Annotated in this window: 16 protein-coding genes, 1 tRNA gene and 2 pseudogenes; 6 read left to right on the top strand and 13 right to left on the bottom strand. The window is 66.9% G+C overall.

All coding sequences use genetic code 11. The annotated features are described in order from the left end of the window. Nucleotides 1-284: 284 nt before the first annotated feature. The 13 genes and pseudogenes from DSD19_RS20340 to DSD19_RS20285 all read right to left on the bottom strand — a co-directional run. Nucleotides 285-512, bottom strand: a pseudogene (locus DSD19_RS20340) (DNA methyltransferase); the annotation flags it as partial. Between the two features lie 74 nt (nt 513-586). Beyond that, nucleotides 587-803 (bottom strand): annotated as a pseudogene (locus DSD19_RS20335) (transposase); the annotation flags it as partial. A 114-nt stretch (nt 804-917) separates the two neighbouring features. Next, entirely contained in the window at nt 918-2201 is a 1284-nt protein-coding gene (locus DSD19_RS20330; RefSeq protein WP_113670902.1) for a glycosyltransferase family 2 protein, read from the bottom strand. Between the two features lie 114 nt (nt 2202-2315). Then, on the bottom strand, nt 2316-3002 hold the full coding sequence (locus DSD19_RS20325) for a formyltransferase family protein (RefSeq protein WP_113670901.1): 687 nt from the start codon (nt 3000-3002) through the stop codon (nt 2316-2318). Nucleotides 3003-3004: 2 nt separating this feature from the next. Continuing rightward, entirely contained in the window at nt 3005-3703 is a 699-nt protein-coding gene (locus DSD19_RS20320; RefSeq protein WP_207802495.1) for a cephalosporin hydroxylase family protein, read from the bottom strand. 522 nt (nt 3704-4225) lie between these two features. Next, the gene (locus tag DSD19_RS20315) at nt 4226-4741 is read right to left on the bottom strand and encodes an IS3 family transposase (protein ID WP_113670899.1); all 516 of its coding nucleotides are present in this window, start codon (nt 4739-4741) and stop codon (nt 4226-4228) included. A gap of 168 nt (nt 4742-4909) precedes the next feature. Next, nucleotides 4910-6310, bottom strand: a complete 1401-nt coding sequence (gene hutW / locus DSD19_RS20310; RefSeq protein ID WP_113670898.1) for a heme anaerobic degradation radical SAM methyltransferase ChuW/HutW — start codon at nt 6308-6310, stop codon at nt 4910-4912. Nucleotides 6311-6521: 211 nt separating this feature from the next. Further along, on the bottom strand, nt 6522-8243 hold the full coding sequence (locus DSD19_RS20305) for an OFA family MFS transporter (protein ID WP_113670897.1): 1722 nt from the start codon (nt 8241-8243) through the stop codon (nt 6522-6524). 248 nt (nt 8244-8491) lie between these two features. After that, entirely contained in the window at nt 8492-10444 is a 1953-nt protein-coding gene (locus DSD19_RS20300) for an ATP-binding protein (RefSeq protein WP_113670896.1), read from the bottom strand. A 3-nt stretch (nt 10445-10447) separates the two neighbouring features. Beyond that, nucleotides 10448-11800 carry a sigma-54 dependent transcriptional regulator gene (locus DSD19_RS20295; RefSeq protein WP_075784859.1) on the bottom strand — a complete coding sequence of 451 codons (1353 nt, stop codon included), beginning with the start codon at nt 11798-11800 and terminating at the stop codon, nt 10448-10450. Nucleotides 11801-11869: 69 nt separating this feature from the next. Next, nucleotides 11870-12196, bottom strand: coding sequence for a hypothetical protein (locus tag DSD19_RS21545; RefSeq protein ID WP_133260487.1), 327 nt, complete (start codon nt 12194-12196; stop codon nt 11870-11872). 289 nt (nt 12197-12485) lie between these two features. Continuing rightward, a tRNA-Gly gene (locus tag DSD19_RS20290) sits at nt 12486-12559 on the bottom strand. Between the two features lie 115 nt (nt 12560-12674). Continuing rightward, nucleotides 12675-12887, bottom strand: a complete 213-nt coding sequence (locus DSD19_RS20285; protein ID WP_113670895.1) for a DUF1127 domain-containing protein — start codon at nt 12885-12887, stop codon at nt 12675-12677. 280 nt (nt 12888-13167) lie between these two features. On the opposite strand from DSD19_RS20285, the gene DSD19_RS20280 reads away from it, so the two are divergent. From DSD19_RS20280 to DSD19_RS20255, 6 genes are all read left to right on the top strand, one after another. Beyond that, entirely contained in the window at nt 13168-13926 is a 759-nt protein-coding gene (locus DSD19_RS20280) for an SDR family NAD(P)-dependent oxidoreductase (protein WP_113670894.1), read from the top strand. Between the two features lie 165 nt (nt 13927-14091). Continuing rightward, entirely contained in the window at nt 14092-15120 is a 1029-nt protein-coding gene (locus DSD19_RS20275; RefSeq protein WP_113670893.1) for a BMP family protein, read from the top strand. Next, nucleotides 15120-16649, top strand: a complete 1530-nt coding sequence (locus DSD19_RS20270; RefSeq protein ID WP_075784864.1) for an ABC transporter ATP-binding protein — start codon at nt 15120-15122, stop codon at nt 16647-16649. The genes DSD19_RS20275 and DSD19_RS20270 overlap by 1 nt, the downstream gene beginning before the upstream one ends. Then, nucleotides 16639-17685 (top strand): ABC transporter permease, encoded by a 1047-nt coding sequence (locus tag DSD19_RS20265; RefSeq protein WP_113670892.1) that lies wholly within the window; start codon nt 16639-16641, stop codon nt 17683-17685. Before DSD19_RS20270 ends, DSD19_RS20265 begins: the two co-directional genes overlap by 11 nt. Beyond that, on the top strand, nt 17685-18629 hold the full coding sequence (locus DSD19_RS20260; protein WP_113670891.1) for an ABC transporter permease: 945 nt from the start codon (nt 17685-17687) through the stop codon (nt 18627-18629). Before DSD19_RS20265 ends, DSD19_RS20260 begins: the two co-directional genes overlap by 1 nt. Next, nucleotides 18630-19916 (top strand): amidohydrolase family protein, encoded by a 1287-nt coding sequence (locus DSD19_RS20255; RefSeq protein WP_113670890.1) that lies wholly within the window; start codon nt 18630-18632, stop codon nt 19914-19916. Nucleotides 19917-19941 lie beyond the last annotated feature (25 nt).

Genomic DNA, 19941 nt, shown 5'->3' with positions numbered 1-19941 from the left:
AAGACCTTCCTCTCCGCCATAGCCCTCGCCGCAACCGTCATCTTCTGGCTTTGACGATCAATGAGTCTGGAGCCTAGCAATCTGTAACCAGCTTGGGGTGCAACTACCCTTACCGGGTACTCTGGTTTCAGGCGTGGCGAAACTCGCCGATGCAGTCAGCCGGGAATGGATCACAATATTCCAAGCAGACACCGTCGGTCGCATTGTGATGTAAGGCCTGAACAGGACGGCAGCTTGGTCCGCATTGCAGACCTTGGGCGTATCCGGCGATGTGGTCAAGCGCCTCACAGCCGCACCGCGCGCCGCCCGGTCGCCATCTCCCACCGCTGCACGGCCACATCGCAATAGACCGGGTCCAGTTCCAGCGCGCAGCAGCGCCGCCCGGTGCGGTCTGCGGCGATCAGCTGGGTGTCGGAGCCGCAGAAGGGTTCGAACACCAGGTCGCCGGGATCGGTGAAGGCCTCCAGCACCGCCTCGACCAGAGCCACGGGGAACACGGCCGGGTGCGATCCGGCGGCGCCCAGCCCGCCCTTGTGGCGCATGATGCGGAAGACGCTGTCGGGGATCCCGATCAGCCCGAGGTCGAAATCCTCGGCCAGGCGCTTCAGCTTCGCGTTCTCATCCTCGAGCTGCTTCAGCCGCTTGGCGTCCGACAGGTCCATCCCGCCATACCTGGCCTTGAGCTTGTAGAAGGTCGCCGGGCTCAACCCATGCTTCCGGCAAAGTTCCGAGGTGGGCAAACCCGCCTCCTGCTCCTTGAGCATCCCGATAATCTGCGCCTCGGTGAAACGGCTTTTCCTCATTCGTCTGCTCCTTCAGGTCGGGCAGACTCTACGCTACGGCGAGGGAACTTCCGGGGGGCTGGTCAATTCCTTCAGCGGCCAGACAAGGCGGTCCAGACCGACATCTGGCAGAACCTATCTCAGCATCCACCGCGCCCGGGCGTGTTGGCCCAACACGTTCCGCACACGACCCAAGGCACCGGGCGGACGGGCGTCGGTGCGGCCGAGCCGCACCAGGCCGTCGAGCGTGTCGGCCGCCGCCGCCGCATCGGCCGTCATCCGCCCGCCCTCGAAATGCAGCGTGGTCGACACCCGGCGCAGCGCCGGGCCGTCGGGCGGCGCAGGCGCAGGCGCAGGCGCGGGTGCGGGCGACGGAGCGACGGGGACGGCGCTTTCGGACGCGGGGTCGTCCAGGTGGAAGTCCGGACCCAGCAGTGCGCGGGCCAGCGCCTCGCACGTGCTGCGCGTCGGCTCGGCGAAACGGCCGATATCGGCGGCGATGCGGGCCGACCAGGCGGTGGCGTCGATCTTGAGCGGATACCCCTGAAGCTCGGCCGCGCATTGCAGGCAGTCGAGCGTCATCATGGTCAGCGAGGGGCAACTCACCGGCAGCCGACACTGATAGGGGTCGGTGCCCGTCTCGGCGATGAACCTGGCAAATTCGGTGCCTTCCGCCGACGCGCCCGAGACCGCCAGTTTCTGGCCCGCGGCCCCATTCGAGCGCGGCGAGGACCCGCCGAGCGTGATCGGAAGGTTGATCCGCAGGATCGGCCGGTCGGTCACCATCAGCGCCTGCAGCGAGGTGAACACGTCGGGCGAGGACCCGCGGAAATACGGGCCGCCCGAGGCCGCCTCGGCCCGCGCAATCAGACGGCGCGAGATGCAGCCGTGATAGATCATCCCGCCGTCGTGGTAGCTGCGAAACCTCGCCCGGGCAAAGCCGTCCAGAACCGCCGCGGGATCGAGCCGCTTCAGCCGACCGTCCAGCGCCTGCGGCCGCACCCGAAGCGTCCCCGCCGCCCCCGTCCGCGGGTCGGGCCAAAGATAGGTCATCACCCGCCATTTCACGATATCGGGGTCGTGGCGCGCGATCAGATCGGCCAGCAGCCGCAGGCCGTTGGGCAACACGGCGTCGTCATCGCCGATGAACAGCACATGGTCTCCGGTGGTGTGCGACAGCGCGAACTGGAAATTCTCGCGCATCGACAGCCGCCGGTCGGTGCGCAGGGCGACGATGCGCGGATCGTCGAAGCCTGCGATCACTGCGGGCGTGTCATCGGAGCTGGCATTGTCGGAGACGACGATCTCGACGGGGGCATCGGCTGCAACGAGCGCCGAGCGGATGGCGGCGTCGAGGTAGTGTGCACGCTCCCGCGTCGGAATGACGAGACTGATGACAGGGCGAGGCTCGGGGATCATGCAGGGCTCCCTGGCAGAAGATCGCGCCGCCGCGGCGGCGGAGAACTGACCCCTGTCGTAGTCACAGGGATGCGAAGAGGCAAGTTCGTGAGGCGGGGGATGATCGGCCTATTGTCACTCGGACAGAGTGAAACGTTTGCCGTGCAGTTCGACGAACGGGCCGTAACGGCCGAAGCTGGTGGCTCGTATGCGGCGCGCGACTTCCTCTTCCGTCATCTCTGGATCCAGCCGCTTGAGGGCCTCAAGGTCGCGCAAGCGATAGGTTTTGGGCGCCCAGTGCCGCGCCTTGTTGTCAAGACGCGCTCGGTCGACCCAATCCATGCCGTCGCGGGCAATCGCCGCAGTCACCCTCAGGAAGGTCAGAAGATGATGGCGATAGGTCAGTTTCAGGAGATCCGCGACGGTCCGGGCCTCGCGGCAGGAGAAATCCGAAACGTCCAGAATGGGGCCCGCATCGACATCCGTGGTTATCAGATGGACCGTGATCGCCGAGCTTTCGTCGCCATTATAAAGGACCCAGTTCACGCCCCCCGAGCCCGGATAGGCGGGCGAGGAAGTGTGAAAGTTGATGGCAGCCTTTCCGAGCCCCTCAAGCGTCGCGGCGCGGAAGATCGTCTTGGATTTGAAGCAGAACAACCAGTCCGTTTCGAGAACGCCGGGGTCGGGCGAGGTCGGGGGGACCTCGTTGGTTGACAGGACCGGAATGACGGTCTCGAACAGGGTTTCCAGATGCGTCAGGGCGATCTCGGAATAGGCGTCGTCACGTAGCCCGAAGAACGCAACGCTGTCCGCCCGACGCATGGTCAGGCAGCCTTCCGCCGCAGATAGCCGCGGGGTGACGACGACAGGATCAGCTTGCCGTTCAGGACCGGGTCGACTTCGAAATCGGGGTTCTCGGCCATATAGGCCAGGGCCGCCGCGGCCGGATCATTGCCGGGCTCGAGCCGACGGGATCTGTTGCGCGCCTTCGACGCCTCTGGCAGGTGCGCGACGATCGTATCCGCGACGACAAGGTAACATCCCTCGGTCACCAGCGGGCCATAGGCGCGACATTCGGCCAGCACGTGGTCGCGGCTGTGGTCACTGTCGAGAACGACCATGACCCTGGCCCCATCGGGGATCTCGGCGCGGACGCGGGCAACGGTCTCGGCATCGACGGAGCCGCCCTCGATCAGGGTCACGCGTTTCGACATCGGATGGGTTTCGATCGTATCGCGGTTATGCGCGCGAATGTCTATATCGACCCCGATCACCTTGCCGGCGCCCATCAGGTCCAGCAGCGACGCCATGAACAGAACCGATCCGCCACGCGCCACCCCGGTTTCGATGATGACATCCGGTTTCGAGGACCAGATCACCTCTTGCGTCGCCATGATGTCCGTTGGCGTCTGAATGATCGGGGCGCCCATCCAGCTCCAGAGATAGCTGAAATCGTACTCGTTCAGGGCTTCGAACATGGCCGACGACCTGTCATGGAGCGCCTCGTCTCTGCCGAGGGTCAACGACTGCCGCCGCTTCATTTCTTCGAATTCCGCGCGATCGTCTCGTTGTGACATGTTCAGCTTTCCGATACATCAACCAACCCGGCTCTTACACGCCTTGCCGCCGCGAAGAAAGCCGTCTGACGGCCGATTTTCCGCGTGATCGAGCACTGCGGCGCCTTGGCTGACATGCCGACGCTGCGGCGTGTCGTGTCCGGCGCTTCGAAAGTGGGGGCGGCGCTTCCAGGCCGGGGGGAGCCGGGCCGATCGGCCGCAGCCTGTGGTTGCCCCGGTCACCGGCCAGAAAGGTTGGCAAAGCCGAGGAAGAGTGCATCATTTCGCTCGGGCGAAACCGGAAGATAGGGGGCAAAGGCGGCGGTAATCCTCCCCGTGGTTAGGGGGACGCGAACGTGGAATTTTCTCGGCAGGATGGTCCATGAAGGCGGACCGGGACGCCTCATTGGTTATGGATGCGCTGATGATGGCGGTCCGGTGACCTGCCGCTGAACGTTCATCTAGCTGGGACTTGAGCCCGGTTGATGTTTACGCCGATTGGCGCAGGTTGAGCGATCGCCCGACGCGCGGAGGTTTCATCTCGGGCAACCCGAAGCGCAGCGCCAGATCATCGAGGAAGCGCGCCACCCTGGCGCCCGGGATCGACACGTCCACGATCTGGCCAGGACAGAACCGGCTGTGATCATCGACAATATTGAGCACGCGGAACCGTCGGCAATCGGCCAACTGGTCGCCAACGAAATCCATCGACCACCGCTGCATCGGCCGTTCCGGCACCTGCGGGGCAACCCGGTCGCGCCGGGGCAGCTTCCTTCGTTTCCGCGTTCTCACTTGCAGACCATGGTCGGTGTAAAGCCGGTAGGTCCGCTTGTGGTTCACTACCAGGCCCTCGCGCCGCAGCATGGCGTGCAGCCGCGGATAGCCGTATCGGCGGTTCTCCGACGCCAGCGCCTTCATGCGCTTGACCACCGCCGCGTCGTCCTTCGGCACAGGTCGGTATTGCTGGACCGATCGTGCCAGGCCGACGAACCGTTTCCGCTTCATGGGTCTTCCTCCTTCGTCCAGTCAAAGGTGGAAAATTCCAGTTCGCAATGGCCCGGTTTCCGGGGGGAAGGTCAGGTTCGCCTCTGTTGGGACAGGGGCCGACCCATGGCCATGACTTTGGATTGTTCCGGGCGGTGACGGTCGCAGTGGCGTCCGCTCTTGGGCAGGTCAGGCTGTCACCCGCCTGTGGGCTTCGTTTTCGGCCTCGCTCAGGCGGAGGTCGGTCCAGGCGATCAGGCGGGCCGTCATCGCGACTTGCCAGAACCGCCCGGCCAACGTCAGTGCGACCGACATGGAATGCCCCGTCAGCAACCCGGCGCGCTGCCATTGCGCCAGCAGCGGCGCGGCAAGCGGTTCGAAACCGCCGCCGACCCCGCAACTTGCCAGGGCCCGGTCCACGGGGGCGAACACGAGCCGCCCCCGTTCCATGCCAGCCTTGATGGCCGCATGGGCCTGGCCAAGCGGGGATGGCCGTATCAGTCCCGCGACCAGCCCCGCGCCGCCGTTCGCGGCCCGCTCGCGATATGTGTCGAGATCGGGCACGATCCGAAAGCCGTGGCCTTGCAGATTGCCGCCCGCGCCCGCGCCGAAGGCCAGGCAGTGCGCCCCCGCCTTGACCTCGAAATTATAAAGACTGCGTTCGCGCGTGCCCTGCCGCCAATGGGTCGTCGAAATCGCCTCCCAGCCCGCGCGGTCCATTTCGGCGGCGCCGTCGGCATAGAAATGGCCGAGTTCCCCGGGTCCGGCGACGGCAAGCTTGCCCTTGTCCTGAGCCATCATCAGCGGGGTGCCCGGGATCGACTTCAGCGAATAGAGATCGAGCCCGTCGAGCCCCAGCGCCGCGGCCAGACGCACATCCTCCTGGAAGGTGGCCCGGTCCTGGCCAGGCAGCCCGTAGATCAGGTCGATCACCACGGCCCCCCGGTCCAGCCGCATCAGCCCCTCGAGAAAACGCACGGTCTCGGCCCGGGTCGATTTGCGGCCCATGCGGCGACGCACGCCGTCATCGAAGGTCTGAACGCCAAGCGAGATGCGGTTCACGCCTGCGTCGAAGGCCGCGCGCGCCTTTTCAAGCCCGAAGCTGACGATCCGGCCTTCCAGAGTGATCTCGCAATCGGGCGCCAGCGGCAGATGGCGGTGCAGCCCCTCGACCAGCCGCGCGATGTCGCGCGCGGCCAGCGCCGTCGGGGTGCCGCCGCCCAGATAGACCGCCCTCAGCGGGTGGCCCTGCTGCGCCGCGGTCCGGGCGCCGGCGGCAAGCTGCGCCAGCACCGCGTCCACATAGGGCGCCCCCAGCTCGCGCCGCCAGGGGTTCTGGTAGAACCCGCAGAAGAGGCAGCGGTTTTCGCAGAAGGGCACATGCACATAGGCGACTGAAGGTCCGGTGCGGGGCGCCGCTGTCAGCCCGTGCCAAAGACCGGCCACCTCCTCGGGGGGTACGGCCATTCCGCCGCCATGGGCATGCGCGCCCATCCGGCCGGAAAACGCATCGGCCAGCGGGTCGGTCGAGATCCGGGCAAAGAAGGCGTCTGCGTCGCGGCGCTCTGCCGCCGGTCTGTGAACGTTCATCTGCACCTCTGATGGGCAATGAGCGCAGGGGACCGGGCGGACGGCTTGGGCCTGACGGATAAGGGCGCGACCGGACGTGAGGCCAGCCAATTCCTGACGGTTATTATCAGAAAGTAGCGCCTGTGGAAAGACCCACGTCCAGGTCCGGTCGCAGGTTCCGGCAGCGGCGCGCGCGCCCCGGCCCGCCCGCAGGCGGACCGGGGCGTTCCGCTTACTCGACCGGGATCGCCCTCAGTTCCGGTTCGTCGTGATGGTGATGTTCGCGCACCGGCCGCATGAAGAGATTGGCGAAGAAGGCCACGACCAGAAGCGCCGCCATGCAATACATCGTCGTGTTGTAAAGCGAGGGCGTCGGATCGATGGTGCCTGCCGGCGCGATTTCCATCAGCCCCGCGATGGTCACGGTCTTGGCCGCCACCAGTTGATCGAGTTGCGCAAGCGGCGCCCCGAACTTCTGGGCAAAGGCCGCCGGATCGACCCGGCCGGCCAGATCCTGGATGGCGTTGGTCACCGACATCTGCCTCAGCGAGGTGATGGCCAGCGGCCCCAGCACGCCCGCGGTGGACCAGGCCGTCAGCAGCCGACCGTGGATGCCGCCCACATGCATGGTGCCGAACATGTCGGCCAGATAGGCGGGGATGGTGGCAAAGCCGCCGCCATACATCGAGAAGATGATCATCGTCGCGGCATAGAAGCCGATCAGATAGATCATCGCCGGGTTGGTCGCCACGGCCGATGCGAAATAGGGGATCGACAGGTACAGCGCGGTGCCCAGCACGAAGAAGCACATGTAGGTCGCCTTGCGCCCGATATGGTCCGAGGCCGAGGCCCAGAAGAACCGCCCCAGCATGTTGAAGACCGAGATCATCAGCACATAGGTCGAGGCGAAGGCGGCGGTGACGACCAGCGGCATCACCGAGCCGAAGATCTCCGACATCATCGTCTTGGCGACGCCGATCACGCCGATTCCCGCCGTCACGTTGAAGCAGAGCATGACCCACATCTGCCAGAATTGCGGGGTCTTCAGGGCCTGGTCGATATGCACGTTGTTCTGGGACACCATGCCCGAGGCCACCGGTTTCGGCGACCAGCCGGCCGGTTTCCAGTCCTCGGCCGGGACGCGGTACTGGAAGGCGGCGAAGATCATCACGACCAGATAGACGATGCCCAGCGTCAGGAAGGTCTGCGCGGCCCCCGTAGCCCCGGTACCGACCACGTAAAGGCCTGCCTCGCCCCCGAATTCGGCGGCCTGCTTGGCCGAGGCCGCGACCACCTCGACCTTGCCGGCGGCGGTTTCGGCGAAGATCCGGCCGCCCTCGACGACGGTCGCCACCGCGTCCTGCGGCCCCAGATAGTCTGGCGCCCGCTTGAACAGGTCGAGCAGCCAGCCCTTGACCGGGGCCGCGATCATCGCGCCGCCGCCAAAGCCCATGATCGCCATGCCGGTCGCCATGCCGCGCCGGTCGGGGAACCAGCGGATCAGGGTCGAGACCGGCGAGACATAGCCCAGCCCCAGCCCGCAGCCGCCAAGCACGCCATAGCCGAGATAGACCAGCCAGAGCTGGTGCGCCGAGATCCCGAACGAGCCGATGATGAACCCGCCGCCCCAGAGGATCGCGGCGACGACGCCGACCATGCGCGGGCCGACCTCTTCGAGCCATTTGCCTGCGAAGGCGGCCGCAAGGCCCAGAAAGACGATGGCGACCGAGAAGATCCAGACCACGGACCCAAGCGTCCAGTCATCGGCCCCCGAGGTCACGACGCCCAGTTCGCGGGTCAGCGGCGGGTTGAAGACCGACCAGGCATAGACCGAGCCGATGCAAAGATGGATCGCGATGGATGCCGGCGGGACGCGCCAGCGGTTGAAACCGGGTTCGGCCACGATATGGCTCTTGTGCAAGAAGCCAAGCGCGCCGCCTGAGGCGTTGCTCATGATGTTCCTCCCTTGATTGGTGCCGCGGGCGGTCTCCTCCAGGCCACCCCGGCAGCATGCTGTCGCATGCCATCAACAAAAAGCCAGCCAGGGGCTTGTGCTGTCAACTGAATTTCTTATTTATAACAAGGCGATGTCGGAATTTTTGTCGCTTTCGCAGGGGGCGCATCCCCTGCGGTTGGACATTTTGTCCCGAGGTTGCCCGATCGCACCCGAAAACTGCGTCATCCTGTCCGGACCCGGACCGGTCACGTTTTCTGGGCGGAGGGCAGGAAAACCCGGAACCGGCTTCCCTGCCCGGGGATCGACGCGGCGGTGATCCGGCCGCCGGCCCGACTCACGATCTGCTGGCTGATCGACAGGCCAAGCCCGGTGCCCTGCGCCTGTTTCGTCGTGAAGAACGGATCGAAGATCCGGGGCAGGACCTCGGGGGCGATACCGGTCCCGCTGTCTTCTACCGTCACCTCGACCCCGTCCTTGCAGTCATTTGCGACCACCCTCAGGCTGCCGCCATCGGGCATGGCATGGACCGCGTTCAGGATGAGGTTCACGATGACCTGCTGCAATTCGGTGCGGGACACCGCGACGGTTCCCGTGCCCTCGGCCCTGACCTCGCACACGATCCCGGCTGCCTGAACCTGATGGCGGGTCAGCACCAGACAGTCCTTCACCACCTCGGCGGGTGCGATCAGATCGGCCGAACCGGAATAATCCTCGGGACGGGCGAATTGCAGCAGCTTCGAGACGATGACGCCGATCCGGTAGACCTGATCGTCGATCAGCGCGAATTCCTCGGCGACCTTGTCGGCCTCGGCGCCCAGTGTGCTGCGCGCAAGGTCCAGATTGCCCTGGATCACCGCGACCGGGTTGTTGATCTCATGCGCGACCGAGGCGGTGATCTCGCCCACCGCGGCCAGCTTCTCGGACATGATCAGCCGTTCGGTGGTCCGTTCGAGCCGCAGATTGGCGGCGCGCAGGTCGCGCGTGCGCTCCTCGACCCGGGTCTCGAGGCTTTCGGCCCAGCTGCGCAGTTCGCGGTCGCGCGCCTGCAGGCGGTCGAGCAAGCTGTCGAAATGGCGGGCGAGCTGGGCGATCTCGCCACCCGCTTCAGGCGGGTGGTTGCGCGCCGCCAGGTCTCCGGCCTCGACCTGCGCGATGGTGCGGGTCATGCCCTCGAGGGGCCGGAAGATGTGGCGTGCCCAGCGCAGGAAGACCGGGACCGACACCAGCGCGATCAGCACGAAGGCCGCGCCGAGTGCCAGGATCGAGGTGCGCTTGGCCTCGCGGAACGGGGTTTCGAGAAAGCCGACATAGAGCATTCCCACCCGGCGTCCGAAGCTGTCGAGGATCGGCTCGTAGGCCGAGATATACCACTCGTTGACGACAAAGGCGCGGTCGAGCCAGATCCGCCCCTCGTCCAGCACCTGCGCGCGCACCTCGGCCGAGACCCGCGTGCCAAGGGCGCGGACAGCCTCGAACAGACGCACATTGGTCGAGACGCGCACATCGTCGAGAAACAGCGTGGCGGTGCCCTGGCTGCCAGCGGGCAGACTCCGGTCGCGATAGACCAGCGCATTGATCGTGTCGATGAAATCGAGGTTCCGGTTCAGCAGCCGGCCCCCCACCAGCGCGACCCGCGTGCCATCGGGCAGCACCAGCGGCGCGGCCGAGTGGATGATCATCCCGCGCGTCTCGTCGGTGCGGTCCGTCGGAACCGCCGCGCGGGTCGTCACCAGGGCGATTTCCGCGCGCTCGGCCAGCCCGGTCGCGAGGGCCTCAAGCTGATCTGCGTCGAAAATGTCGATCGCGCTTTGCCGCTGGCCGTCGAGGGCTGCGGCAATCACCGGCCAGGCCCGTTCCCGGGGCCGCGGCGCGGCGATGCGCAGGAAGTCGAGCCCCAGCCGCTGGCGTTCGCCTTCCAGATAGACCGCCTGTCGCCCGGCCCCGATTGCCTCGCGCAGATCGACCGACCGGGCGACCGCGTCCACCCGCTCTCCCGACATCTCGATCAACCGGGCAAGGTACTGGTCGGCGATGGTCAGATCGCCGGTGACCTTGGTCACGAGCAGGTTGTCGATCTTGGCCGACCAGCGCCACATCGCGCCGCCCAGCATGACCGGCAGAAGCACCAGCATCGGCAAGAGCGCGATCACCAGCAGGCGGACCCTGACCGAACGGAGGATGCCGGGCAGGCGTGGCATCGGCTAAAGGCCCCAGGCCGCGCATTTCCGGTCGATGGTTTTGCGCGAGACCCCCAGGCGGCGCGCCGCCTCGGACCGGTTGCCGTCCAGCGCCTCGAGCGCCCGCAGGATCTCGCGCCGCTCGATGTCTTCCAGGGGCGTGATCTCGGTGCCGGTCTGCGGCGGCCCCAGGGTTTCGACCGGAAAGCGCCCGAAGATCAGCGCGCGTTCGATGAAATTCTGCAATTCCCGGATGTTGCCCGGCCAGTCGTGGCGCAGCATGGCCGACCGCACGGACGAGGTCATGTCAAGCCGGGGCAGGTTCAGCGCGGCCGACAGTTCGGACTGAAAAAGCTCGGCCAGCTCCAGAATGTCCGAGCTCCGCTCTTTCAGGGCGGGCATCCGGACTTCGACCACATTGATGCGGAACAGCAGATCCTCGCGGAACCGCCCCTCCTGCACTTCCTTTTGCAGCGGTTTGGTCGAGGCGATCACGAAGCGCAGCTGAAGCTGTATGTCGCGCTCGGTGCCGATGGGGCGGATGACGCCGTCTTCGAGAACCCGAAGCAGCGCTGTCTGGGCATTGGCGCCCAGTTCGCTGACATCGTCCAGAAAGACCGTGCCCCCCGAGGCCGAGGCCAGCAGCCCCTCGCGCCCCGACCGTGCGCCGGGAAAGGCGCCCGCGGCATGGCCGAACAGTTCGTATTCGATCATGTCGGCGGGGATCGCGCCGCACTGGATCGCCACGAAGGGGGCGCCGCTGCGGCCGGAATGGCAATGGATATGCCGCGCCGCGACCTCCTTGCCCGACCCGGATGCGCCCAGGATCAGCACCGGAGTCGAAAGCGGCGCGACGCGCTCGAGTATCTGGCGCACCTCGGCGATGGCGGGCGACTGGCCGATCAGCTCGCGGCGGCGGGTCCCGGAGGCCCCGGTTTCAAGCTCGCGGCGCAAAAGGAAATTCTCGCGTTTCAGCCTTGCCAGTTCCAGACAGCGGCCGACCGCGTTCAGGATCTGGTTCGACCGGAAAGGTTTCAGAAGAAAATCGGAAACCCCGGCGCGCATGGCCTCGATGGCGGTCTGCAGGTCGGCATAGGCGGTGATCATGATGGTATCGGTGAATCCGCCCCGGTCGCGCTGGGTCTGCAGCCAGTCGAGGCCCTTTCTGCCGGGCATCAGGTTGTCGAGGACCATCACGTCATACTGCCGGGCGGCCAGCAGCCGTTCGGCCGCCTCGGTGTCGGGCGCCTCGTCCACGGCGCGGCAAAGCGGGCGCAGCGTCTTGACCAGAAAGTGCCGCATCCCGGGTTCGTCATCGACGATCAGGATGCTGGCCGTGCTCAGGAGGCTTGCGGTTTCTTCCCGATTTTCTGACATCCGATCCGCTTTTCGAAACCCGTTTCATATGTGCCGATGCCCGGGCTGCCGACCGGCCAGCGGGATGCCTCAGCCAGAGCGGCGCCGCCGCGCCGGCAGCCCGTCCAGCCTTTCTTTCCCTGTATCGCTAGACCGGCCGATCTTGCCAGGGAGGGCCTCGGCCTTCGGGCTGTCAGCGTTGTCCAGAAACTGTTCGACCGTCTTGCCGAAACACCTGGCGATCTTCACAGCGGTTTCCGCTTTGGTGGGTTCGACTTTGGTGGGCGCGCCGCCGCGCTGTTTGAGCTTTTTGAGAATGCCTTTCGAGACCCCGGTGGCCTCTGACCCCCGGGGAACCGTCACCCGATAGCGTGACAGGCGTCTGATGAATGCTTCGCGGAATAGTATCTGCTGCACGAGCCTCCCCTCTCGTGGCTGTCCATGGCCGAAACCTTGCCGACCCGATCCCGGGCGGTCAGTCTTTCTCCCTGAGCGAAAGGGCTAAAGGCGATAGGACACGGACGCAAGCGCCCAAGGAACCCGACGGCCGGTCGGCCTGCGGTGCCCCGGGTATCGCGGTGAGGTCGGGGAAGAGGCGAGGAGCTGGCGGGCCGCGAAGGCTGGACCCGGTTCGTGCCGCAAGCAGGCGCCGACAGCGCACGTCCGTCCCAGGCATGGCCCTGTTGCGTCAAGCGGGGGAATTGCCTGGAGCGGGTAGCGGGAATCGAACCCGCGCCAAGAGCTTGGAAGGCTCGTGTGATACCATTTCACCATACCCGCGAAAGGCCCGACAGAGGTATGTCAGGTCCTTCATCGGGTCAAGCGGCTTGTGGACCCGCGTCGCGCGGGGGGGGCTGGATCGGGGCGGGGTGGGCCACGCCGATCCAGACGCGCCTCAGGCGTTCCGGGCGGCCTCGGCGGCAATCGTGCGGATGTCGCAGCGGAAGATGCCCAGATCTTTCAGGTCGCGGTCGGACAGGGCCGAAAGCTCGCGAACGGTCTGGCGGCGGAGGCTGCTGCGGCGGCCGATCCGCAGAAGGGTCTCGGCGAGGGCCGAAAGGCGGAAGGAAAGGGCCGAATTCGGCGCGGCCCGGGTCAGGCTGGTCATGGGAATATCCTCTGTTCGTGCGCGCCCGACATCTATGGAAATTCCGCGCGCGCGCAATCGACGACCCGGAATTGCCGCCATGCAGCCCTTGCAACAGGCGCATCGGATCGCCGCGTCGTCGCTGCGGATCTGCCGCAATTCCTGTCATGTGCCCGGAAAATGCCCTGCTTTGACCCGCCGGACGCGGCCGGACCCGTTCCCCTATGCCGAATCGGCCGCTTGACGCAGGCGCATGCGCTTCGACAATGGCGGCCCAAGCGCAGGGGCAGGGAGGACAGACATGACCCGCGATTTCGCCATCTACCCCAGTCTCAGGGGGCGCCGGGTCTATGTGACCGGCGGCGCCTCGGGCATCGGCGCCGAGATCGTCGCGGCCTTCGCGGCGCAGGGCGCGCGGGTGGGGGTCGTCGATCTCGACGGGGCCGCGGCCAGAGCGCTTTGCGACCGGTTGGGCGGCGAGGTTCATCACGAGACCTGCGATCTGCGCGACATCGCGGCGCTCAGGGACGCTTTCGCCGCGCTGAAGACCCGGATCGGTCCGGCCGAGGTGCTGGTCAACAATGCCGCCCGCGACGACCGTCACGACTGGGCCGGGGTCACGCCCGACTACTGGGACGAGCGCATGGCCACCAACCTGCGCCACATGTTCTTCGCGATCCAGGCCGTGGCCCCGGACATGATCGCGGCGGGCGGCGGGGCCATCGTCAACCTCGCCTCGAATTCCTGGATGGAGGCGGTGGGCGGCTTTCCCGCCTATGCCACCGCCAAGGCCGCGGTGCACGGGCTGACCCGGACCCTGGCGCGCGATCTCGGCCCGCACCGCATCCGGGTCAATACAGTGGTCCCCGGCTGGATCATGACCGAGCGGCAGAAGGCCCTTTGGGTCACGCCCGAGAAGCTGGAACAGCATCGCAGGCGGCAGTGCCTGCCCGACCTGATCGACCCGGTCTATGTGGCGCGGATGGTCGTGTTCCTGAGTTCGGACGATGCCGCCATGTGCAGCGCCAGCAATTACATGGTCGAGGCCGGGTCGATCTGACCGCCCGGCGCTGCCTATCCGGCGGGCAGTCGGCGCAGGGCTGCCCGGGAAACGAGCGGACTTCCCTTCGCCGGGCGCCCGTGCCACTCTCGGCCCGTTCAAAAACCCCGTCCGATGGCGCCGAATGCCGCCAGTGACGGGGATTCAGGTACAGGGGAAGATCGAATGGCGAAAACGCGGGACGGGATCGCGATCGGGCGGCGTGGGATGCTGCTTGGCAGCGCCGGGGCGGTTGCGGCGGCGGGGATGGGGCTTTGGCCGCGGCGCGGACTGGCGGCCGAGCCGATCAGCGTGGCCGGCATCTACACGGTTCCGGTCGAACAGCAATGGGTGAGCCGGCTGCACAAGGCCGCCGAGGCCGCAAAGGCAGCCGGGCTGATCGACTACACCTTCAGCGAGAATACCGCCAATACCGACTATCCTCGGGTGATGCGCGAATACGCCGAATCCGGCGTTCAGCTGATCATGGGCGAGATCTTCGGGGTCGAACAGGAGGCCCGCGAGGTCGTTCTGGACTATCCCGAAACGGCGTTCCTGCTGGGGTCGTCCTTCCCGCCGGACGACGCCTATCCGAACCTCGCGGTGTTCGACAACTATATCCAGGACGCCTCGTATCTCTCGGGCATCGTCGCGGGCGCGATGACCAAGACCGGCAATATCGGCATGGTGGGCGGCTTTCCGATCCCTGAGGTGAACCGGCTGATGCATGCCTTCATGGCGGGCGTGCGCGAGGTCAAGCCCGACGCCACTTTCCAGGTCAGCTTCATCGGGTCCTGGTTCGACCCGCCGAAGGCCAAGGAAACCGCCTTTGCGATGATCGAGAACGGCGCCGACCTGCTTTATGCCGAACGCTTCGGCGTGTCGGACGCGGCGCAGGAAAAGGGCGTGCTGGCCATCGGCAATGTCATCGACACCCAGGCCGACTATCCCGACACCGTGGTCGCCTCGGCGCTCTGGCATTTCGGGCCGACCCTGCAGGCCGCGCTCGACCGCGTCGCGGCGGGGACGTTCGAGGCCGCCGATTACGGGGCCTATTCCTTCATGAAGGAAGGCGGCTGTTCGCTGGCGCCGCTCGGGACCTTCGCGGGCAAGGTGCCGCAATCGGCGCTCGATCTGGTGGCCGAGCGCGAGGCCGCGATCAAGGCCGGCAGCTTGACCGTCGAGATCAACGATACCGAGCCCAAGTCGTCCTGATGGCCGACCCGCGACCGGTTGTCCTGAAGCTTGAGGGGATCACCAAGCGCTTCGGGACACTCACCGCCAATGACGCTATCGGCTTCGCCCTGCACCAGGGCGAGGTCCTTGCCCTGCTGGGCGAAAACGGCGCGGGCAAGACCACGCTGATGAACATCCTCTTCGGCCATTACACGGCCGATGCGGGCACGGTCGAGGTGATGGGGCAGGCCCTGCCGCCCGGCCAGCCCGGCGCGGCGCTGGCCGCGGGCGTCGGCATGGTGCACCAGCATTTCACCCTGGCGGACAATCTGACCGTGACCGAGAATATCCTGATCGGGACCCGTCCGCTCTGGCGTGGCGGGCTCGGTCGGGCCGAGGCGCGGGCGCGGATCGCGGCGCTGTCGCGCGATTTCGGCCTTGCGGTCCACCCCGAGGCGAAGGTCCGGACCCTGTCCGTGGGCGAATGCCAGCGGGTCGAGATCCTGAAGGCGCTTTACCGCGAGGCGCGGGTGCTGATCCTGGATGAACCGACCGCCGTGCTGACGCCGCAGGAAACCGAGGCGCTTTTCGCCACCCTGAAGAAGGCCGTGGATCGCGGCCTGTCGATCATCTTCATTTCCCACAAGCTGCACGAGGTGATGGCGGTTTCGGACCGGGTGATCGTCTTGCGCCATGGCCGCGTGGCGGGCGAGGTCGCCACCGCCGAGACCGACCGCCACCGGCTGGCCGAGATGATGGTGGGTGCCGAGGTGCGCCTGCCCGCACCGTCGCTGGCCCGTCCGGGGTCTGCGCTGATGGAACTGGATGCCGTCTCGACGCCCCCCGAGGGCACGCGCCCCGGGCTGAAATCGGTCAGCCTTGCGCTCCGGGCCGGGCAGATCACCGGGCTTGCCGGGGTTTCGGGCAACGGGCAGGGCGCGCTGGCCGATCTTGTCTCGGGGCTGGCCGCGCCGTCTGCCGGGCGGTTCGAAGTCGCGGGCGCGCGTGTCGAGCGCTGGTCGCCCCGTGCCGCCTTGCAGGCGGGCGTCGGCCGCATCCCCGAGGACCGGCACGCGACCGGGTCGATCGCCGATTTCACCCTGACCGAGAACGCGGTGCTGGAAGATTATGCCCGGCCGCCCTATAGCCGCCGGGGCTGGATGAACTGGCGCGCCGCGCGCGCCCATGCCGAGAAGATCATCAAAGACTATGACGTCCGCTGTCCGGGCCCCGAGGCCCGCATCCGCCTTCTGTCCGGGGGCAACATGCAGAAACTGATCCTGGGCCGGGCGCTGGAAACCGCGCCGCGGATCATCCTGGCGAACCAGCCGGTGCGCGGGCTCGACATCGGCGCGCTGACCTATGTGCAGGACCGCCTGATCGCGGCCCGCGACGGCGGCGCCGCCGTTTTGCTGATTTCCGAGGATCTCGACGAGATCCTGGCGCTTTCCGATGTGATTCATGTGATGTCCGAGGGGCGGCTGTCGCCCGGGTTCCCGAGGGGCACGAAGACCCCGGCGGAACTGGGCGTCTGGATGGCCGGGCAGGGGTTCGATCATGCGGCTTGAACCGGTCCGGAACGCCTCGCTGGCGCGCCGCCTTGGCCTGCCGCTTCTGGCCCTGGCCTTCACCGTGGTCGTGGCCTCGGTCCTCGCACGGCTGGCGGGGGCCGATCCCTTCGCAACGCTGGGGCTGATCCTGAAAGGGGCGGCCGGGTCCAAGTTCGCGCTGCTCGAGACGCTGAACCGTGCGACCCCGCTGATCTTCACCGGGCTCGCCGTGGCCGTCGCTTTCCGCGCGAAGCTATGGAACATCGGCGCCGAGGCGCAGCTTTACGCGGGCGCCCTGCTGACGGTGCTGGTGGGGACCCAACTCGGCCTGCCAGGCCCGGTCGCGATCCCCGCGATGGCGCTGGCGGCGATCCTTGCGGGGGCGCTGGTGCTGCTGGGGCCTGCGGTGCTGAAACTGAGGCTCGGCGTCGACGAGGTCGTCACGACGCTTTTGCTGAACTTCATCATGCTGCTGCTGATCTCGATGCTGCTGGAAGGCCCGCTGAAGGACCCGATGGGCATGGGCTGGCCGAAATCGCCCCCCATCCCGCGCGATGCGCGGCTGCCGCGCCTGATCGAGGGGCTGCGGCTGCACTGGGGCTTCGGGCTGGCGCTGATCGCGGCGGTCTCGGTCTGGCTGATCCAGATCCGCACCACGCTCGGCTATGAAATCCGCGCCGTGGGGCTGAACCCGCAGGCCGCGCGCTTTGCTGGCATCCCGGTCAACCGGGTGATCGTCAAGACCGCGCTTCTGTCGGGCGGGCTGGCGGCGCTGGCGGGCTTTTCCGAGGTGGCTGGGCTCAAGGGCAACCTGACCCTGGATCTGAGCCCGGGCTTTGGCTACACGGGCATCGTCGTCGCCATGCTGGCACTTCTGCACCCGCTGGGCGTCGTCGCCTCGGCGATCTTCGTGGCGGGCGTCTTCGTCGGTGCCAACAGCATGAGCCGCGCGGCCGACGTGCCCACCTATATTGCCGACATCTCGGTCGCGGTGGCGCTGCTGTCGATGGTGCTGGCGATCCTGCTGACGAGATTCCGCGTGGTGAGGGGCTGATGGAGATCCTCGACATCCTTCTGTCGGCCAGCTTCTGGGCGGCGGTGCTGCGCATCGCCTCGCCGCTGATCTTCGCCACCATGGGCGAGCTGATCTGCGAACGCGCGGGCGTGCTGAACCTCGGGATCGAGGGGATCATGGTCGCGGGCGCCTTCGCGGGCTGGATGGCCGTCTATGCGGGGCTCGGGCTCTGGCCGGGGCTGCTGGTCGCGCTTCTGACCGGCATGGCCTTCGGCGCGTTGCACGGGGTTCTGACCGTGCCCTTCGGCCTGTCGCAGCACGTCGTGGGCCTCGGCATCACCATGCTGGCGACCTCCAGCGCCTATTACGCCTACCGACTGTCGCTGCCCGAGGTCACCAGCCCGCCCCGGATCGAGCCGTTTCAGCCCGTCCACATCCCCGGCCTCTCGGATCTGCCCTTCTTCGGCGAGGCGCTCTTTTCCCAGACCGCCCTGACCTATCTGGCCTTCGCCTGCGTGATCGCCGTCGCGCTGATCCTCTATCGCACGCCGCTGGGGCTGGCGCTGAGGGCCGCGGGCGAGAACCCCTCGGCGGTCGAGGCGCAGGGCCTTTCGGTCACCGCGATCCGCATCGGCGCGGTGATGGCCGGGTCGGGGCTGATGGCCGTGGGCGGCGCCTTCCTGACCATGTCGGCCTTCTCGTCCTTCTTTTTCGAGATGGTGAACGGGCGCGGCTGGATCTGTATCGCTCTGGTCGTCTTCGGCGCGTGGCGTCCCGGCAAGGCTTTGATCGGCGCGCTCTTGTTCGCGGGTTTCGACGCGCTACAGATCAGGCTTCAGCAGACGCCTCTGGGCGCCGACATCCCCTACCAGGTCTTTCTGATGGTGCCCTATGTGCTGTCGATCCTGGCGCTGGTCCTGATGTCGCGCCGGGCCGAGGTGCCCGCCGCCCTGATGACACCCTATAATCGCGGAGACCGCTAAATGGCCGAGTTCGACCTTCTGATCACCGATGGCAATCTTCCAGACGGACAGGTGGCGGATATCGGGATCGTGAAGGACCGCATCGCCGCCATCGGCGATCTGTCCGGCTCGACGGCCGCGCGGGTCATCGACGCGGCGGGCGATCTGGTCAGCCCGCCCTTTGTCGATCCGCATTTCCACATGGACGCGACGCTGAGCTACGGCACGCCCCGGATCAACGCCTCGGGCACGCTTCTGGAAGGCATTGCGCTTTGGGGCGAGCTGAAACAGATCGCGACCGTCGATCAGATGGTCGAGCGGGCGCTGGCCTATTGCGACTGGGCGGTAAGCCAAGGGCTTCTGGCGATCCGCAGTCATGTCGATACCTGCGATGACAGCCTCAAGGGCGTCGAGGCGATGTTGCAGGTGCGCGAGACGGTAAAACCCTATCTCGACCTGCAACTGGTGGCCTTCCCGCAGGACGGCTTCCTGCGCGACCCGACGGCAAAGGCCAACACGCTCCGCGCGCTCGACATGGGCGTCGATGTGGTCGGCGGCATCCCGCATTTCGAGCGCACGATGGAAGACGGCCGCGCCTCGGTGCGAGAACTGTGCGAGATCGCCGCCGAACGCGGGCTTCTGGTCGACATGCATTGCGACGAGACCGACGATCCGCTCAGCCGCCATGTGGAAACGCTGGCTTACGAGGCGCAAAGGCTGGGCCTTCAGGGCCGGGTCAATGGCAGTCACCTGACCTCGATGCACTCGATGGACAATTACTATGTGTCCAAACTGCTGCCGCTGATGGCCGAGGCGGGCCTGTCCGCCGTGCCGAACCCGCTGATCAACATCGTGATCCAGGGCCGCCATGACAGCTTCCCGAAACGGCGCGGCCTGACCCGGGTGAAGGAGATGCAGTCCCATGGCATCACCGTCGGCTGGGGCCAGGACTGCGTGCGCGATCCGTGGTATCCGCTGGGCACCGCCGACATGCTGGACGTGGCCTTCATGGGGCTGCACGTGGCGCAGATGACCTCGCCCGCCGAGATGCGGCAGTGCTTCGAGATGGCCACCACCGAAAGCGCGAAGATCCTGCATCTGGAGGGCTACGGGCTTTACGAGGGCGCCCGGGCCTCGCTGGTGATCCTCGATGCGGGCGACGCGATCGAGGCGATCCGGCTGCGGCCCGCCCGGCTGGCGGTGATCTCGAAAGGCAGGGTGGTGTCCGAGACGCCGCGGGCCGATGCGAGGCTCGACCTGCCGGGACGCCCGGCGGGCGTGCGTCGCCGCCACCACCACGCGAATTGATTTGCGGCGGCCGCCGCGACCTGTA

It is taken from the genome of Rhodovulum sp. BSW8 (assembly GCF_003314725.1).
Taxonomy (GTDB): Bacteria; Pseudomonadota; Alphaproteobacteria; order Rhodobacterales; family Rhodobacteraceae; genus Rhodovulum; species Rhodovulum visakhapatnamense.
Note: the sequence above shows the minus strand (reverse complement) of the source record. Positions and strands in the feature narration are given on the sequence as shown.